General features: G+C 69.8%; 13 protein-coding genes. 6 read left to right on the top strand and 7 right to left on the bottom strand.

Annotated features, from left to right (window positions below; all coding sequences use genetic code 11):
- Window positions 1-5 precede the first annotated feature (5 nt).
- The 3 genes from ACWCPW_RS09230 to ACWCPW_RS09220 all read left to right on the top strand — a co-directional run bounded on the left by ACWCPW_RS09230 (window position 6) and on the right by ACWCPW_RS09220 (window position 3,081).
- A complete protein-coding gene (locus ACWCPW_RS09230) occupies window positions 6-941 on the top strand; it encodes a LysR family transcriptional regulator (protein ID WP_449760931.1) in 936 nt (311 codons plus the stop codon).
- Window positions 942-1,080: 139 nt separating this feature from the next.
- Window positions 1,081-1,797 carry a DUF3152 domain-containing protein gene (locus ACWCPW_RS09225; RefSeq protein WP_449760930.1) on the top strand — a complete coding sequence of 239 codons (717 nt, stop codon included), beginning with the start codon at window positions 1,081-1,083 and terminating at the stop codon, window positions 1,795-1,797.
- 507 nt (window positions 1,798-2,304) lie between these two features.
- The gene (locus ACWCPW_RS09220; protein ID WP_449760929.1) at window positions 2,305-3,081 is read left to right on the top strand and encodes a hypothetical protein; all 777 of its coding nucleotides are present in this window, start codon (window positions 2,305-2,307) and stop codon (window positions 3,079-3,081) included.
- A 111-nt stretch (window positions 3,082-3,192) separates the two neighbouring features.
- On the opposite strand, the gene ACWCPW_RS09215 is transcribed toward ACWCPW_RS09220, so the two are convergent.
- Entirely contained in the window at window positions 3,193-4,197 is a 1,005-nt protein-coding gene (locus ACWCPW_RS09215; protein WP_449760928.1) for a tyrosinase family protein, read from the bottom strand.
- 1 nt (window position 4,198) lies between these two features.
- On the bottom strand, window positions 4,199-4,723 hold the full coding sequence (locus ACWCPW_RS09210; protein ID WP_449760927.1) for a hypothetical protein: 525 nt from the start codon (window positions 4,721-4,723) through the stop codon (window positions 4,199-4,201).
- A 558-nt stretch (window positions 4,724-5,281) separates the two neighbouring features.
- Between ACWCPW_RS09210 and ACWCPW_RS09205 the strand changes: the two genes are divergently transcribed.
- Entirely contained in the window at window positions 5,282-6,961 is a 1,680-nt protein-coding gene (locus ACWCPW_RS09205) for an FAD-binding oxidoreductase (RefSeq protein ID WP_449760926.1), read from the top strand.
- Window positions 6,962-7,456: 495 nt separating this feature from the next.
- Window positions 7,457-9,646, top strand: a complete 2,190-nt coding sequence (locus ACWCPW_RS09200; protein ID WP_449760925.1) for a collagenase — start codon at window positions 7,457-7,459, stop codon at window positions 9,644-9,646.
- 192 nt (window positions 9,647-9,838) lie between these two features.
- Here the strand turns inward: ACWCPW_RS09200 and ACWCPW_RS09195 are convergent, their stop codons facing one another.
- Together ACWCPW_RS09195 and ACWCPW_RS09190 are read right to left on the bottom strand one after the other, a co-directional pair.
- On the bottom strand, window positions 9,839-10,897 hold the full coding sequence (locus ACWCPW_RS09195) for a hypothetical protein (protein WP_449760924.1): 1,059 nt from the start codon (window positions 10,895-10,897) through the stop codon (window positions 9,839-9,841).
- 134 nt (window positions 10,898-11,031) lie between these two features.
- On the bottom strand, window positions 11,032-11,298 hold the full coding sequence (locus ACWCPW_RS09190) for a hypothetical protein (RefSeq protein ID WP_449760923.1): 267 nt from the start codon (window positions 11,296-11,298) through the stop codon (window positions 11,032-11,034).
- A 739-nt stretch (window positions 11,299-12,037) separates the two neighbouring features.
- Between ACWCPW_RS09190 and ACWCPW_RS09185 the strand changes: the two genes are divergently transcribed.
- Window positions 12,038-12,244 carry a DUF6229 family protein gene (locus tag ACWCPW_RS09185; protein WP_449760922.1) on the top strand — a complete coding sequence of 69 codons (207 nt, stop codon included), beginning with the start codon at window positions 12,038-12,040 and terminating at the stop codon, window positions 12,242-12,244.
- 478 nt (window positions 12,245-12,722) lie between these two features.
- Here the strand turns inward: ACWCPW_RS09185 and ACWCPW_RS09180 are convergent, their stop codons facing one another.
- From ACWCPW_RS09180 to ACWCPW_RS09170, 3 genes are all read right to left on the bottom strand, one after another.
- Window positions 12,723-13,019 carry a DUF6506 family protein gene (locus tag ACWCPW_RS09180; RefSeq protein WP_449760921.1) on the bottom strand — a complete coding sequence of 99 codons (297 nt, stop codon included), beginning with the start codon at window positions 13,017-13,019 and terminating at the stop codon, window positions 12,723-12,725.
- 38 nt (window positions 13,020-13,057) lie between these two features.
- On the bottom strand, window positions 13,058-14,050 hold the full coding sequence (locus ACWCPW_RS09175) for a LysR family transcriptional regulator (RefSeq protein WP_449760920.1): 993 nt from the start codon (window positions 14,048-14,050) through the stop codon (window positions 13,058-13,060).
- Between the two features lie 825 nt (window positions 14,051-14,875).
- Window positions 14,876-15,337, bottom strand: coding sequence for a DUF3237 domain-containing protein (locus ACWCPW_RS09170; protein WP_449760919.1), 462 nt, complete (start codon window positions 15,335-15,337; stop codon window positions 14,876-14,878).
- Between the last annotated feature and the right edge of the window lie 29 nt (window positions 15,338-15,366).

Here is a 15,366-nt window from a genome sequence, read left to right as displayed (position 1 = left end):
AGGCCATGGAGCTGCGTCAGATCCGGTACTTCGTGGCGGTCGCCGAGGAGCTGCACTTCGGCCAGGCCGCCGAACGGCTGCGCATCGGTCAACCGACGGTCAGTCAGCAGATTCGTCGCCTGGAGCGCGAACTGGGTCTCGCCCTGTTCCGACGCACCACCCGCCGAGTCACGCTCACGCCGGCCGGCCATGCCTTTCTGCCGCACGCCCGGACCATGCTGGGCGCGGCGGACGTCGCGCTCGACGAGATGGCCGCACTGCGGACCGAGGAAGCGGCCGTGGTGCGCCTGGGGACGAGCGTCGGCCTGGGAACGCACCTCGACGGCATCCTCGCGCGCATGGCGGAACACTCGCCCGAAACGGTCGTGGAACTGGTGAGTGCCACGACCCGGGCCAGGCTGCGCGCCGTGCGAGCCGGTGAACTCGACGCGGCCTTCGTTCGCGGAGCCACCCGCAGCCCGGGCCTGGACCTGATCCCGCTCTGGCGGGACCCGCTCGTCGTGGCACTGCCCGCCGGCCACCCGCTGACCGCCGGCGAAACGGTGGCCATCACCGACTTGGCGGACCTGCCGCTGCGCATCGCCGCCCACGAAGCCAACTCGCCCCTGGTCGACCTGGTGCTCGAAAGCTGCCGCGACGCCGGATTCGAGCCCCTGCTCGGACCACCCTTCACCACCGACCAGGACACCCTCGCCGCGATCGGAACCGGCCGACCCAGTTGGACGGTGTTCTACGCCGCCCAGGCCCGCACGCTGCCCGCCCTCCGCACCGTGTTCCGTCCGTTCACCGCGCCCGCTCCGGCGCTGTCGACGGCACTCGCGGTACGCCCGAACGCGTCCGCCCGCCGCCTCGCCGCGCTCCTCGACGCCTATCGGGTCCCGGCCGATCCGGCGCCCCCGAGCACTCGGGCACTCACGACCGGCGCGGTGCGGGAAGCGTGAGGGTGGCCGGCAGGTCCCCCGCCCGAAAGCGGCTTCGGCGCGTGCGAGAGGATACCGATCGTCCCGGACGAGAACCCCGGCTCGACTTCGGCGATGGACGGACACCTCAGCCGGGCGAAGACGGGGAGTGGCAGCAACCGTGAACCGGGCACGCAGAACTCTCTGGCCGGCCCTCCTGATTCCGGGCCTGCTCCTGACGACGGTCGCCTGTCAACCGGCGGACAAGGAATCCGAGAAGTACGTCACCGCCGCCGCGGACACCCGGCCGTACGACCAATGGCTCGCGGCGCGCTCCGAGATACCGGCCGACCTCGCGCTCTCGGGGCAATTCCTCACCGTGCCGGGTCACGACGCGGCCAAGAGCGGAGATCGGGTGCTGCGTTATCGCGTGCAGATCGAGAAGGGCCTGCAGATCGACGCGCGATACCTCGCCCGTGCCGTGCACGAGACGCTCAACGACGCGCGAAGTTGGGGAGGTGACGGAACGATCGGCCTGGAGCGGGTGAGTTCGGGCGCGTCTTCCTTCACCGTGACCGTGGCCAGTACGGGAACGGTCAACTCGTGGTGTGCCAAGGACGGTTTGGACACCGGCGAACAACGGGTTTCCTGCAACGTCGCCTCCACCCGCCGGGTGATGCTCAACGCGTGGCGATGGGGGACGGGATCCTCCACCTACGGCGACGACTTGGCGAACTACCGACGCATGCTGATCAACCACGAGGTCGGCCATCGACTCGGTCATCCGCATGAGACGTGTGCACGATCGGGCGCTCCCGCGCCGGTGATGATGCAGCAGACCCTGACCCTGGTCACCGGCGGCGCCACATGCGCGCCCAACCCGTGGCCACGTCCGTAGTCGGCGCCCTCGGCACCGAACGATTCGAGCGGCAGGCGCGTCCCGACGAATCGACCGAAGCACCCTCGGTGTTCGCGGGCGGGGCGGTCGGCCGAGGGCAGGCCTCGAAGTTGTGGGCCCCACGCCCAAGATCTCGCTACCTGGGGTACTAGGCAACGGCCGAACCCGAGCGCAGGATGGTCCGACGGGGTTGGTCAGCCCCTCCGGGGAGCCGCGACAGCGGTGAACCGGCTCTTCGGGGCCTGTCGTTCGACAGTGTCGTCGGGCTGTGTGCAGGCTCCGAGCATTCGGCCGGGCAACGTCGCTCGAGCCTCATCCTCGGAGGAAGCAGTGACCGTCACTCATCTCGGTGACAGACTCAACGGCGAGTCTGTCACCATCGCGGCGTCGAACCCCCGAATCCGGGCGTGGTTGCACGACATCGCGACGGTGGATCGCATTCATCACCACCTGGGAGCACAACTCCGCAACGGAACGACGGATCCGGGCGCGAGACCGCTCCGTGCCATGCGCTTGCACAGCGACGACGCGCAGGCCTCGATCCTCGCGGCCGTTCGCGCGTCCGCCGCCGAGCCGAACAGCGTCTCGCTCACCAAAGAGGTGAACGACCACGCCCTGCGCTGGGCGGATGCGCTGGCTCGCCTGACCGCACACGCGGGATGGTTCGGCCACCTCTGTGACGCACTGATCGCGACGCACCACGTCGTGCGAACCGGCGCCACCAAACCCTGCGGTCGCTGCGGGATCCATGGCGAGCGCGTGGTGCTCACCAGCCCCTACCCCGGCGTGATGGACCGGGTCACCGTGTCCTGTCGAACGTGTGGCAGCTCGAACCAGCACCCGTACGGCGAACCCGGCCCCGAGATCGACGTCCGCGTCCGCTCGGGATCGGGCTCCGCCGTCATCGAGATCGAGTCCGTTGCCGAGGCGCGAGCCCTCGACTGTTCGACCATCCACTTCCAGTTCGCACCCGGCGCCGTCGACGGCGGCCCCTCGAAGCCGCTGCCCATCGACCGGGTCCGGCTGGAACCGAGCGGGCGCTTCGCCACGACGCTGGACCTGCCCGACGTGCTGGGCGCGGGAGCCGAACTCCAGGCGTTGTGCGTGAGCGGATTCCAGGTCTCGACCCGACGTTTCGCCGTTTCGGACGCCGCCACAACCGCTCTTCCTCGCGTCGTGAAGCCCCGCCGAGGGGGCTCCCGCAAGGCCGACCCGAAGCCGGCTGCGGCGGTCGCGGCGGTCGCGGAACAGCCGATCGACGTGGCACGCACTGTGAAGGCATAAGGCCCGCCAACGCCACTCGTGTCCCGCGCGGGGGCAGCGCTCCGGCGCGGGACACGAGGCCACCTTCGCCGTCGCCTCGGAGGGGCACTCCACGGTGCTGCCCGTCCGCACTCACGGGACGACGTCGTAGGTGTACTCGGAGGTGAAATCGAGGGTCAGACCGGGTGTGCCGCCGGGCGCGCCCGGCCCCAGCGGGGTCACGATCGGGTCGTCGATGCGGTGGCCCAGCAGGTCGATCGAGGCCGTCATGGGCGGAAGGTAGGTCCGGCCGTTGCGCTGCATCCAGCCTTCCCAGATCCGGTCCACGTTGCAGTGGTGCAGGTAGAAGATCGGATCGTTCGGGGACGACGCCGGGCCCATGTCGCCGCCCACCCAGCGGTGGACCTGGTTGTGCAGCCCGGTCCCGATGAACCCTTCCAGCCGGTTGCGGAACCCTTTCGACGACGCGTCCCAGGGGGAGAAGTCGTATGTGGCGAGGTCGGGATCGCCGCCCGAGAGCGGCGACGTGTTGAACGCGGCGCCCACGTCGAGGGCGTTCGGAAGAGTGGCCGACGAGGCCGTTCCCAGGGGCGGAAGAATGCCCAGTCCCCGGCGCAAACCCCGGTTCGCCTGGACGAGTTGCAGGGAACTGTCGGTCTCGACGCGGACCCGGAAACTGTTCGGGTCGGCGGGATCGAACACGAACGGTCCCATCGAGATCGGACTGCCCCGACCGCCCATCCAGTCCTTCGTCCAGATCGGCTGACCCGCCGGCTGGGGGAGGGAGCCGTCGATGGACCAGTCCCAGTACGGGAGGGCGAAGTCGGCGTCGTCGAGGACTCGTTGAATGTTGGTTTCCAGATAGGCCAGCATGACGCGGTGCCACGGCAGGAATACCGGCCCGCGATGGGCGCCGTTGCGGACCATCCAGCTCCCGGTCGGCGGGACGGGCGTGGTCATGGCCCGGTGGTGCCAGATCACGAACAGATCGTATGTGCGGACCGGCGCGGCGGGGCCGGGAATCCCGAAGGCGGTCGTCTGCAGTGTCGACTTCTCCCGTTTGAGGAGATTGACTCCGCGGATGTACGCGTCCCGGGACGCCACATTGGTGATGATGTTCCTGCGTACGATCGACATCTCAGCCACCTCCCGGGCGATCCGGTCCGTGACCGTGACCGCCGTGGCCGTGACCTTCGTGGTTGTGACCGCCGTGGCCGTGACCTTCGTGGTTGTGACCGTGACCTTCGTGCCCGTGGCCGCCGCCGTGCCCCCCGGGATTCTTCGGATCGCCGTGTCCTCCGTCACCGGGCGGGAATTCGTCCGGGAAGTACTGGATGAGCGCTTTCACGGTGTCCACGGCGGAGAGGAATTGATACGCCGGCAAGGCATGACAGTGCACTTCGCCGTTGTTCGACACCATCAGGTGGGCGGTGACCGGCCGTTCGTCCACGGTGATCTCGTATCTGGTCCTGACGACGATCCGGTGGCCCTCGAACTCCTCCTCGCGAACGCTCTCCATCGAACCGTGCGTCGGCGCCGGCACGGGCAGATCCGCGATATATCGTGCGAGGGCGGCCGGTTCGGCGGATGCGGCGATGTCCTGACGGTCCATGAGATCTTCTCCCAAAGCGCGCAGTTGCCCCGGGTCGAGCAGCCTCGTCACACATCGACCCGGCGGAATCTCGCGGACCGCAACCACGACGGCCGCCGCGCGTCGGGGTCTTGCGGCCGCCGGCACGACCCGCGGCGCCCCCGGCTCCGGGCCGATTCTGCAGCGCCCACGAACGTGGGTCCGCTCAACCGGGAAGGTCCGGTACACGTCCAGGAGACGCCCCTTCGACACACGCCGCAACTCCTGTCGCAACGGGTGAACGAGACGGCTACGCGGTCCCCGAGACCATGTCCGCCAGTCGCTGTGCGGTGTCGAGGTGGGGGTGGTCTTGGTCATGGCGAAGGAGGTGCCGGTGGCGGTATCGGCGTGGACATGGAGCGAATCCGACCGTCGGCGCGACTCGATACAGCCTGGTGTCGCCGGTGACGACGGCCTCGCCCAACGGCCGGCCCGGAGTGTCGTGCGGGGCTTTCGGTGGGGTGGTGTTAACTTCGATTGATTTTTTGGTGAAGAGACCCGGGCATTCGCCGGTGAATTTCCCGGCGGGTGGTCGAGGGCGATCTTTCCATACGATTTTCCGAGCTTTGGACGGCGAAGGAGATTTGGCGCATGGGTCAGGATCACGAGGTTTCCCGACGAGGGCTCCTGGGCGTCGCCGGAGCGGTTGTCGCCGGGGCGTCACTCGGTACGCTCGGCCCGGCCGGAACCGCCGAGGCGGAGCCCGTCATTCCTGCGCCGGGTGGTCCGGTCGACCCCGGTGACCTGCGCGTACTTCCCGGGGACGGGCGGTACGAGACCCTGAGCCAGGGATTCAACCAGCGGTGGACCAGCGAGCCGTGCTACATCCAGCTCGTCACCGGCGACGCGGACGCGGTCGCCGGGGTGAGCCGTGCGCTGGAGCGAAATCTGCGGCCCACCGTGCGGAGCGGCGGCCATTGCTACGAGGATTTCGTGGAGAACACCGGCGGCGTCATTCTGGATATGAGCACGATGAACGGCGTCTATCGTACGAAGGACAAGTACGGTCGCACCGCTTATTGTGTGGAATCCGGCACGACCAACTGGGATATCTACAATGAGCTGTTTCGCAAGTATGGGGTGACCATCCCGGGCGGGTCCTGTTACTCGGTGGGGGCGGGTGGTCACATCTGCGGGGGCGGATATGGAGTTCTCTCCCGGCGCAATGGGTTGACGGTCGATCATCTGGTGCAGGTGGATGTCGTCACGGTCAAGGACGGCCGGGTCGAAGTGACCGAGGCTCACCGCGACGACCGCAAGGGCTCGGACACCGAGCACTTGTTCTGGGCGCACACGGGTGGCGGCGGCGGGAACTTCGGCGTGGTCCTGCGCTACTACTTCGCCGATAACCTGCCGACTCCGCCGCCGCGGGTGTGGCTCAGCAGCATTTCCTGGCCCTGGGCCGACCTCCTGAACAACCGCTACGACTTCGACCGACTTCTGAGGAACTTCGGCGAGTTCTTCGCCGCGCACAGCGGCCCGGACGAGAAGGTCTACCACCAGCTCTTCAGCATTCTGAAGCTCACGCACAAGACGAATGGCAACATCGCCCTGTTCAGCCAGTGGGTCGGCGAGGACGTCGCCCCGCTGGACGCGTTTCTTCGGGAGATCGAGTCCGGTCTGACCACCGTCTCGACGATGCAGACGAGCAGCGCCGGCGGCCTGTTCCTGCCTCTGCCGGAGAAGCGCCGTCAGATGCCTTGGCTGCAGGCGACCATGACGCTGAACGGGTCGGGGGCGAATCAGCGTGGCAAGTACAAGTCCGCGTATCACCGAAAGCCGTTCTCGGACGGCAACATCGCGGGTATCTGGAACTGGCTGACTCGCGACGATCCGAACGTCGACCTGACCCAGACGCTGGTTCAGGTCGACTCGTACGGGTGCCGTATCAACGCCGTCGGGTCGTCCGACACCGCCGTTCCGCAGCGGGACTCGACCATGAAGCTTCAGTATCAGACCTATTGGACCGACCCGGCCCAGGACGCGGCCCACCTGGAGTTCATCAACGGGTTCTATCGGGAGGTCTACGCGGAGACGGGTGGCGTTCCCGAAGTCAGCGACGCGACCCACGACCTGGGCACGGACGGTGCGTACGTGAACTATCCCGATGTCGACCTGGGCATCGCGACGGATCCCGCCCCGCTCTACCCGCGGCTCTACTACAAACAGAACTACCGGCGGCTACAACTCGCGAAGGGCATCTGGGACCGGCAGAACACCTTCCACCACAAGCAGTCGATCGTGGTTCCGGGCGCGACTCACAACGGCTGACGCTCGGCGGCCGGCGGCCGGCCGCCGACCGCGGTCATCGACCGGGTCTCGCTGCGGCCCGGGGCGAGGCCCGCCACCCGGTCCGCGAACTCGACCGCGCGGGCCGCGGCCGGCAACACCCTCCGCGCGCAGGCCCGTTCGCGCACTAGACCTGAGCGCCGGCATCGCCCGGTGCCCGCGCGGCCGACGCGGTTCGTCCGGCCCGGCCCCGCGATATGAGGACGTTTCTGTGGTGGCGGACAGGCATTCCGCCTCAGGCTCTTCCGGCGTGATGCGACATGTGCCATGTTACATGTCGCATACCGTCGGGCTGCGTGTCAGTACGCGGCCACAACGCTCCGGAGGCCTCCACAGATGCGTCTCTCCCGGATATCGAAGGCCAACGCGCGCAGATTTCCTGTGCTCGGCGTCGCTTTCTTCATAGCGCTCGGCCTGCCGGCGCCACAGAGCCAGGCCGCCCCCGCCGCTGCGGCCGCTGCCACGGCCCCGGCCGGCGTGAGCGCCGGCAAGACCGCGACCCCGGCGCCGCGGTCGATCCCGGTCCCCAAGTCACCCGACGCCAGGACCGACAGTTTCGGCTTCAAGATCTCCTCGCAGGAAGGCGCCGAGGAGTCCGCCACGCCGGCCGCCCCGACCACCGAATCCGGCGCGGCCGACGGGCGGTTCTCGGCAGCCGCGGACGAATGCGGCGACCTGTCCGGAGTGATCAACGCCTCGGGCGCCGCGCTGATCCAGCAACTCAAGGCCCTTCCCAGGGTCACCTGCACCTACCCGCTGTTCAACCTCACCGGGGCGACCGCCGGGACGGCCTTCCGCGAGGCCAAGATGGTCACCGTCGCCGACGCGCTGCGCGACACCTCCGCGACGTACCCGGGCAACAACACCACCTCCATCGGACAGTTGGTGATGTTCCTGCGCGCCGGCTACTACGTGCAGGACAACAACGCGGACGCCGTCGGCGACTACGGCCCGGCGTTGGACACCGCGGCGCGCGGCGCACTGGACGCCTTCTTCGCCTCCCCGCGCAGCAAGGACGTCACCGACGCCAACGGCGAGACCCTCAACGAGGTCGTCACGCTGATCGACAGCACCCACACGGCCGGCCGGTACGCCGGGGTCGTCAAGTGGTTGCTGGCCGGCTACGGCGCCACCTGGCCGGGCCGGATGACCCTCGCCGTGGAGCACGTCGAGTGGGTCGTCGAGAACGGCTTCAAGGCCAAGAACGACGGTCGCGGCTGGCGGGCGGCCCTCAAGGCGGACCCCGCGATCCTCGACACCTGGTCCGACTTCATCATCCGCAACAACGCCCAACTGAACCGCTTGGACGTCGTCAGCAACGTCGGCCGCTTCCTCGGCTACGCGCTCGACGTCCCCGAACTCAAGGACCGGGTCCGGCCGCTGCTGAAGGACCTGATCAACCGCTACCCGAACGTCGGCCCGACCGCGCCGCTCACCATGAACCTGGCCTGGTACACGCGCCAGTTCGACAGGAACAACTGTGCGGCCTACGCCATCTGCGACCTCGCCGACCGGGTGCTCCCCGTGGTCCTGCCGATCCAACACTCCTGTACCCCGAACCTGAAGTTCCGCGCCCAGGACATGTCCCCCGGGCAACTGGCCACCACCTGCAACAGCCTGATCAACCAGGACGCCTATTTCCACCGGGTGATCGGCGACAAGGGCGCGATCCCGGGTGACGTGAACACCAACCTCGAGGTCGTCGCGTTCGACGACTACACCCAATACGCGCTGTACGCCTGGGCCATCTACAACATCGACGTCGACAACGGCGGCATGTACGAGGAGGGCAACCCGACCCAGGCCGGCAACCAGGCGCGCTTCATCGCCCACGAGGCCGACTGGCTGCGCCCGTCCTTCGAGATCTGGAACCTCAACCACGAGTACACCCACTACCTCGACGGCCGCTACAACATGTACGGCGACTTCGAGGCGGGCATGACCACGCCGACCATCTGGTGGGTCGAGGGCATCGCCGAGAACATCTCGTTCGGCTACCGCAACGAGCGCAACGCCGGGGCCATCGCCGTGGCCGGCAACAGGACCTACACGCTCGGCGAGCTGTTCGACACCGTCTACGACCAGGACGAGGACCCCGACGTCAACTCGGCCCGGGTCTACCGGTGGGGCTTCCTGGCCGTTCGCTACATGCTGCAGGCGCACCCCGCGGACGTGGAGACCGTGCTGGGCAAGTACCGCACCGGTGACTGGAACGGCGCCCGCACCTTCCTGAAGGAGACCATCGGCACCCGCTACGACGCCGGCTTCGCGACCTGGCTGACGACCACGTGTGCCACCGACGACTGCGGCCCCCTGCCGGAGGCCTCGTCCACCCCGGTCTGCACCAACGCCGACGCTCGTCAGTTCGACAAGAACTGCCGCCGGGACAACCTCGCGGCCACCACCGGCAACTACAGCTACCACTTCCTGTACCTGCCCGCCGGTGCGAAGGACCTGACCATCACCAGCAGCGGCGGCACCGGCAACGCCGACCTGTACTACGGCGGCACCAGCTGGGCCACCACCGGCAACTACCAGGCGAAGTCCACCAACGCCGGCAACGGCGAGACCTTGACGATCGCCGACCCGCCGTCCGGCTGGGTCTACTTCACCCTCGCCGGCACGCAGACCTTCGGCGGTGTGAGCGTCACCACGCAGTACAAGTGAGCCGCGCCGCCGGGAATCACCGGCCCCGGTGAAGCGGGATCCGCCGAACGGGGATCCGCCGTACCGGGATCCGGCCGGCAAGGCGGCCCCCCACCGGTGCGGCTCAGCCGAGGAGCGGAGCCCGGGCGTGACGACGGTCCTTGCCATCCGGGCGCGGATGGCAAGGACCGTCGGTGGTATCCGGGCGCGGGTTCAGCCGAGCATGCGGGTGGTGCTGCTGGGGCGGTTCTCGAGCATCGTGGCCTCCCACGGTTCGAAGTCGATCCGCCGGCGCGGGCCTCGGGGGTTGGGCGGGTCGGTGGGTCGGCTGAGGACCGCCGCCGCGCACAGCGCGGTGAGTGTGCCGGCTCCCAGAGCGATCGGGCCCCACGCGTCGATCCCGCCTCCGGCGTCGGTGACCAGTCGCGGTACGAGCGCGGTGGCGATCGTCACGCACCCCGCCACCAAGGCGGCCAGGCAGGTGCCGCGCCCGGCGCGCACGGCCGTGACCCCGGCCAGGAACAGGCACACCAGACCCGACAGCGCGAACCACCCGGCCGCGTATGGGGGTGTGCGAATGCTGGATGGAATGGCGCTGCCAAGCGCCAGTCCGGATACCGCCAGGCCCACCGCGGTGGCCCAGCGCAGACCCCTTCCCACGACCTTCCCTGTGGCCGGCGGCGGTTTCCCGGCCGATGACGCGGGGGTGGTGGACGCCGGGGGCAGGGGTGCGAACGCGCCGGCCTTGCCCGGACCGGCCGGCGGCCCCGGGTGGTGCGGGTCGCCTTGTTCGGCCGGGCGCCTGCCCTGCCTGGCGTGGGTGGGGTTGCTCAACAGGTCCGCCAGGAGCACGAGGTCGCTCACCGGCCGCGTCATCGCGGCCTCCCGCAAGGCGTCGTCGGCGGCCATTCCGGAACAGTCGCCCAGGATCGCGATCATCCGGGCGACGTCGGGGACGGAGCGATGGGTGGTCGCCAGGCGCAGCAGCGTCTCCGCCGCGTCGTCCGGGACGTCGCCCGTCGTGTCGTGGAAAGGTTCGCCGACCGAATCGCCCGGTGCCGGCTGCGCGAAGGGATCGGCACGCGACGCGGCGGGTGCGGGGGTGGACCACGAAGGCGCCGGCTCGCCCGGGCGGGTCGGCGGCGAGACGGGTCGCGGGGGTGCGCCGGGCGGGGGCGTCCAGGTGTCGAAATGGGCGCTCGGCATGGAGGGTTCGTGATGCCTGGGCAGCGGTGCGGGCGTCGATGGTTCGGGGTCTGGTGCGAAGGTCACGGGATTCTCCCTGCGCGTATGAACACGGCCGGACCGCGCCTGTGCCGGACACGCTCCCGGTCGCCGGATGAGGGCGTGTACCCGCTTGCGCAATCGCTCAGTCCCTGCCACCGGCGCCCGCGGCGCCGGCCGGGCTATCGCGGGTGAGGTGGGTCGGGTTGGGCGGTGGGGTGCCTGCTTTGTGCGGAGTGGGCGGGGATGCGCAGCAGTTCCGCCAGTTGTACGAGGTCGCTCACGGGTCGTGTCATGGCCGCCTCGCGCAGGACATCGTCGGCGGCGGTTCCCGGGCAGTCCCTCAGAATCGCGATCATGCGGGCGACGTCGGGAATCGGCCGGTGTGTCGCGGTCAGTCGCAACAACGTCTGCGACGCGTCGTCCGGGGGCTCTTGCGTGTTGTCCACGGACGGTTCTTCGAACGGATGGCCGGACGTTCCCGTCGTCGGCAGCGCCGGTGTCGTCGGTGCCGGGTGCGCGGGGGCGGAACGTGTCACGGGTGAATGGGGGGCGGCCCGAGAGGGAGCCGGATCCCTGCGGGCCGTGCGCGAGGCGTGTCGTGGAGGGAGGACGGGCGGCCCGGGCGGGGGTGCCCAGGTCTCGAATTGCGCGGTGGGTGCGGCGGGTTCGTGACGCGTCGGCGTCGTCGTCGGTGGCGGTGTGGGTGGTTGAGGCTCGGCTGCGAATGTCACGGCACTCTCCCTACGCGTGGAAACAGGGCCGGATCGCGTCGGTGCCGGACGCGCCCCGGTGGTAGGACAAGGGCGTGTACCCGGATCGACAACCGCTCAGTCGCAGCGGGTTGCCCTCCGGCCCGCGCGACGTCGGATGGCCTCCGCCTCGGACGCGTGCGGGCACGATCGGGCCCGGTGGCTTCGTGGCCCCCTCGCGCGACGATCGGCAACGCGATTCACCGGGACCCGGCCCAGCCGTCGGTCGCCGAGGCAGCGGCCGAGGCGAGGGGGACGGTATGACGAACGCTCACGCAACGCACGTTCTCCGGGGGTGTTTTCCGCTGTGCCGCGGCGCTACGGTGTGGGCTCCGCACCTTTGCGCTCCGGACCGGGGTGGCCGAGCGCCACCCACGCACCACCGGGTCTCCGCATCGAGAGGTCCGGGCATCCAGGGAAGACGAGAGGTGTCGCCATGCGTACGACATCGCACAACATCCCCGTCGACGAGATCGTCGCTGCCTGGCGCGCGGGCGCCGGATCACCCCAGGGCATGGAGAACCCGGCCGGGTCCCTCTACGTCGGAGGGTCGGCGACCGAGCGAGGACTGACCGAGATCGACGTCGCCGCCCAGACCTGCGGCACCGTGTGCTCGATCTCGCGCACCCGCATGTGTTGCTGAGGAATCCGCGTCGACGCGCGGCGTGATGGGGACGGCTCGGGACGAGCGACCCGACGCCCGACCGGGAAGCCACGCCCGCTCCGCGCCGCCGCTCAGCCGCTCCGGGTGGCCCGCCCACACCGGGCGGGCCACCGCCCCTGGTGCGGTGACCACAAAGGTTCACCGGTTCTCGCCGCCCGACACGGCACCTCGCCGCGTTGCGGGACCTCGCGAGTACGACCGAGTACGAGCTTCGGCCCCGCGCCTTGCGATGCACCGCACCGAACGACGAGAACCGGCAACCTTTGTGGCCTGGTGACCTGAGTCGGCGATGCGTTGGCAGTTTGCGGCGACTTTGTCGAGGATGTCGTCGGCTGTCTTGGTCCGGGCGAAGGGGCGGGGTTGGTCGTTCCAGTCGGCGAGCCAGGTGCGGATGTCGCGTTCGAGGGCTTGGACGGAGCGGTGGACGCCGCGCTTGAGCTTCTTGACCGCGGGTGCGTCAGGCGAATATCGCGTGTATCTGGTCCACCGCCTCCGCGCCGTAGCCGACCGCCCCCACCGGTACGGCCCCCTCGACGGCCTCGATCACGCGGGCGGTCCACACCGGTCCGAACCCGCCGCACAGTTCGACCAGTTGCGCGCCTTCCGCGACCAGGCGGCGAGCGACATCCGGCGCTTGGTCGGGGCGGTCCACGCCTACGAACACGGAGCGGCAGGCCGGCGTCTCGACCACGGTCTCCGCGGCCGGGTCGGCGCCGGATGCGGTGTAGATGAAGCCCCACGCGGTTAGTGCCATGGCGTACGCCTCCCGGACTCGCCCCGCGCAGCTCAGGCTCAGGGCTCGCTGTGGCCGCCCGCGGCCTCGCGCGGTGCGGTCCTTTCGTGCGCCACTACAGCCGCCTCCGCCGCGGCGTGTCCACGAGGCATCGCCGCACACCCGTACGGCGGTGCCTCAGACAGCAGTTCAGCAGCCCTGCCCGCGTACTGCGCCACCGACGGATCGCGCGGATCCCAGACGAGGCCGTGGCGGATGCGCGGGACCACCGGGCCTCGCAGCCGCAGCCACACCAGTCCGTCGCCCACACGGACGTCCCAGGCCGGGCGCAGCGCCACGACCGCGTCGGCGTCCCCGCCCCGGGCACTGCCGGCCAGTTCCGCACGGAACAGCGCCCGCCTGGGTGATCCGCACCGGACCTCGCGAGGAGTCCAGCCGCCCTGCATCCACGCCTCGCGCGTCGCGTCGTGGTACCCCGGTGCCGCGGTCCTCCGAAACCACAACAGCGCGTTTCCGGTCAGGTCCGACCACGACACCTCGCCCCGGTCGGCGAGCGGGTGTGCATCGGCGACGACGACCCCCAGCTCGGCTTCCGCGACGGTGACGCACGCGAGGCCGCCGACGTCCTCAGGGAGCGGCACGACGCCGACATCCAGTCGCCCGTCCCGCAGGGCCGCCACCTGGTCTGCGGTCTGCAGGTCGGCAACCTCGGGCGCGGCAGCGCCCGCGGCGCGCCACAGCGCGTCGGCGACCCAGGGCGGCGCACCCGGCGTGACGGCGGCTCGGACGGGGGAGGGACGGCCGCGCACCGATTCCGCCGCCCGCGCCGCGGCCTCGACCGCCGCGCGGGCGTCCGGTATGAGCCGCCGCGCCGCGTCGGTGGGCGACATGCCCCCGGGAGTGCGCACGAACAGCGCGGCTCCCAGCTCGCGTTCGAGCGCGATGATCTGTTGGCTGAGAGACGTCGGCCGGAGCCCCAGTCCCTCGGCAGCCCGGGTCAGATGGCATTCCTTCACGACGGCCAGGAAATACCGCAATTGACGCAACTCCACGTCGGGACGCTACTGGTGCGTTGACCACGAACGTTCGCCGGGTTTGGTCAGGCGGCCTTGGGGCGTGGTCGGCCCAGCGTTGTCGGCGCTCGTGGCGTTGGGCGGCCAGGACGTCGGGGTGGCGGGCGTCGGCGTTGCGCCACCGCGGGTATTCCTGGAGTTTCCGGGCGAGGACGGTGTGGTTGGGATGGTTCGAGGCGCCCATGACGAAGGTCCGCAGCGGGCCGAACCGTGCCTCGATCGGGTTGGCCCAGGACGCGCTGGTCGGAGTCAGGCACCCACCTGGGGATGACGGGGGTCTTGTTCGCCGAGGGGGTTGTCCATGATCACGTATATGGGTGCGCCGTCCGGCCGGGCGGCCCTGATCGACTCGAGCGCGGCGAGGCTGTGCTCGCCGCTTTTGCGGCGGCGAGTGATGCTCCACAACTGGTCGTCGCCGAGGGAGTAGCAGCCGTGGAAGTACCTGATGCCGTGGGTGCGGCGGTAGGTGGCCGCCGGCCGGTCCGGCCTGCTCTCCTTCGCCCAGCCGGAGCCGTGGCAGGGGTGTATCGACAGCGGCCCGAACTGGTCGAACGCGAAGCACCGGTCGGGGAAACGGCCGGGGTGCCCGACGCGGACGCCATGACGCTTAACGCCCTGCGGACCCGCACCGACTCGTGACGGCCGCGCCGGACGATCTGCCGGAGCTTCCGCCCCCATCGGTTGACCGCCGCGCTCTGACCGGCTCCGCCACGACAACCCACCCTCACCAGACGACCACGTCGCCCCGAGGATGAGGCCGACTGACCCCATCGTCACACCCGGCGAACGTTCGTGGTCACCGGCTTAGCGCAGCGCGTACATCCTGATCACCACCACGTCGTCCCCGTCCGGGCGGGCCAGGCCGACGAATACGGTTTCGGTGAGGCGGCGGTGGGCCGGGGCGTCGGTGCGGAAGGTCGGGGATGTGCGGTAGTAGTGGCCCTTTTCGGTGACCTGGAGGTCGCCGTCGTACTGGTCGGGGCCCTCGGGTGCGGGGTGGTAACAGCCGCGGTTGACGATGTCGACGACCGCGCCGTCGTCCGCGCGCATCAGGTAGCGCGCCTCCAGTTCGCAGACTTCGCCGCGGGTGTTGCTCCAGTCGCCGCCGCCGGGCAGCACGGTGCCGGTGAACCAGGGGCCGGCGACCGTGCCGCCGACGATCGGGGTGAACTCGGTGCGCTCGCCGGCGCCGTTGCCGATGTGCAGCGTCTCGGCGACGTGGGCGCGGATCTCGAAGGCGAATTCGAGGGCGGGGGTGAAGGTCATGAGGGTTCCTCGATGGAAGGGAGGGGGAC

Source organism: Embleya sp. NPDC001921, from assembly GCF_053594475.1.
Note: the sequence above shows the minus strand (reverse complement) of the source record. Positions and strands in the feature narration are given on the sequence as shown.

What these genes read in the sequence shown, in the direction of transcription:
- ACWCPW_RS09230 (WP_449760931.1), top strand. Translation starts at nt 6, where the DNA reads ATGGAGCTGCGTCAGATCCGGTACTTCGTGGCGGTCGCCGAGGAGCTG.
- ACWCPW_RS09220 (WP_449760929.1), top strand. Translation starts at nt 2,305, where the DNA reads ATGCGCTTGCACAGCGACGACGCGCAGGCCTCGATCCTCGCGGCCGTT.
- ACWCPW_RS09215 (WP_449760928.1), bottom strand. Translation starts at nt 4,197, where the DNA reads ATGTCGATCGTACGCAGGAACATCATCACCAATGTGGCGTCCCGGGAC.
- ACWCPW_RS09205 (WP_449760926.1), top strand. Translation starts at nt 5,282, where the DNA reads ATGGGTCAGGATCACGAGGTTTCCCGACGAGGGCTCCTGGGCGTCGCC.
- ACWCPW_RS09185 (WP_449760922.1), top strand. Translation starts at nt 12,038, where the DNA reads ATGCGTACGACATCGCACAACATCCCCGTCGACGAGATCGTCGCTGCC.
- ACWCPW_RS09180 (WP_449760921.1), bottom strand. Translation starts at nt 13,019, where the DNA reads ATGGCACTAACCGCGTGGGGCTTCATCTACACCGCATCCGGCGCCGAC.
- ACWCPW_RS09170 (WP_449760919.1), bottom strand. Translation starts at nt 15,337, where the DNA reads ATGACCTTCACCCCCGCCCTCGAATTCGCCTTCGAGATCCGCGCCCAC.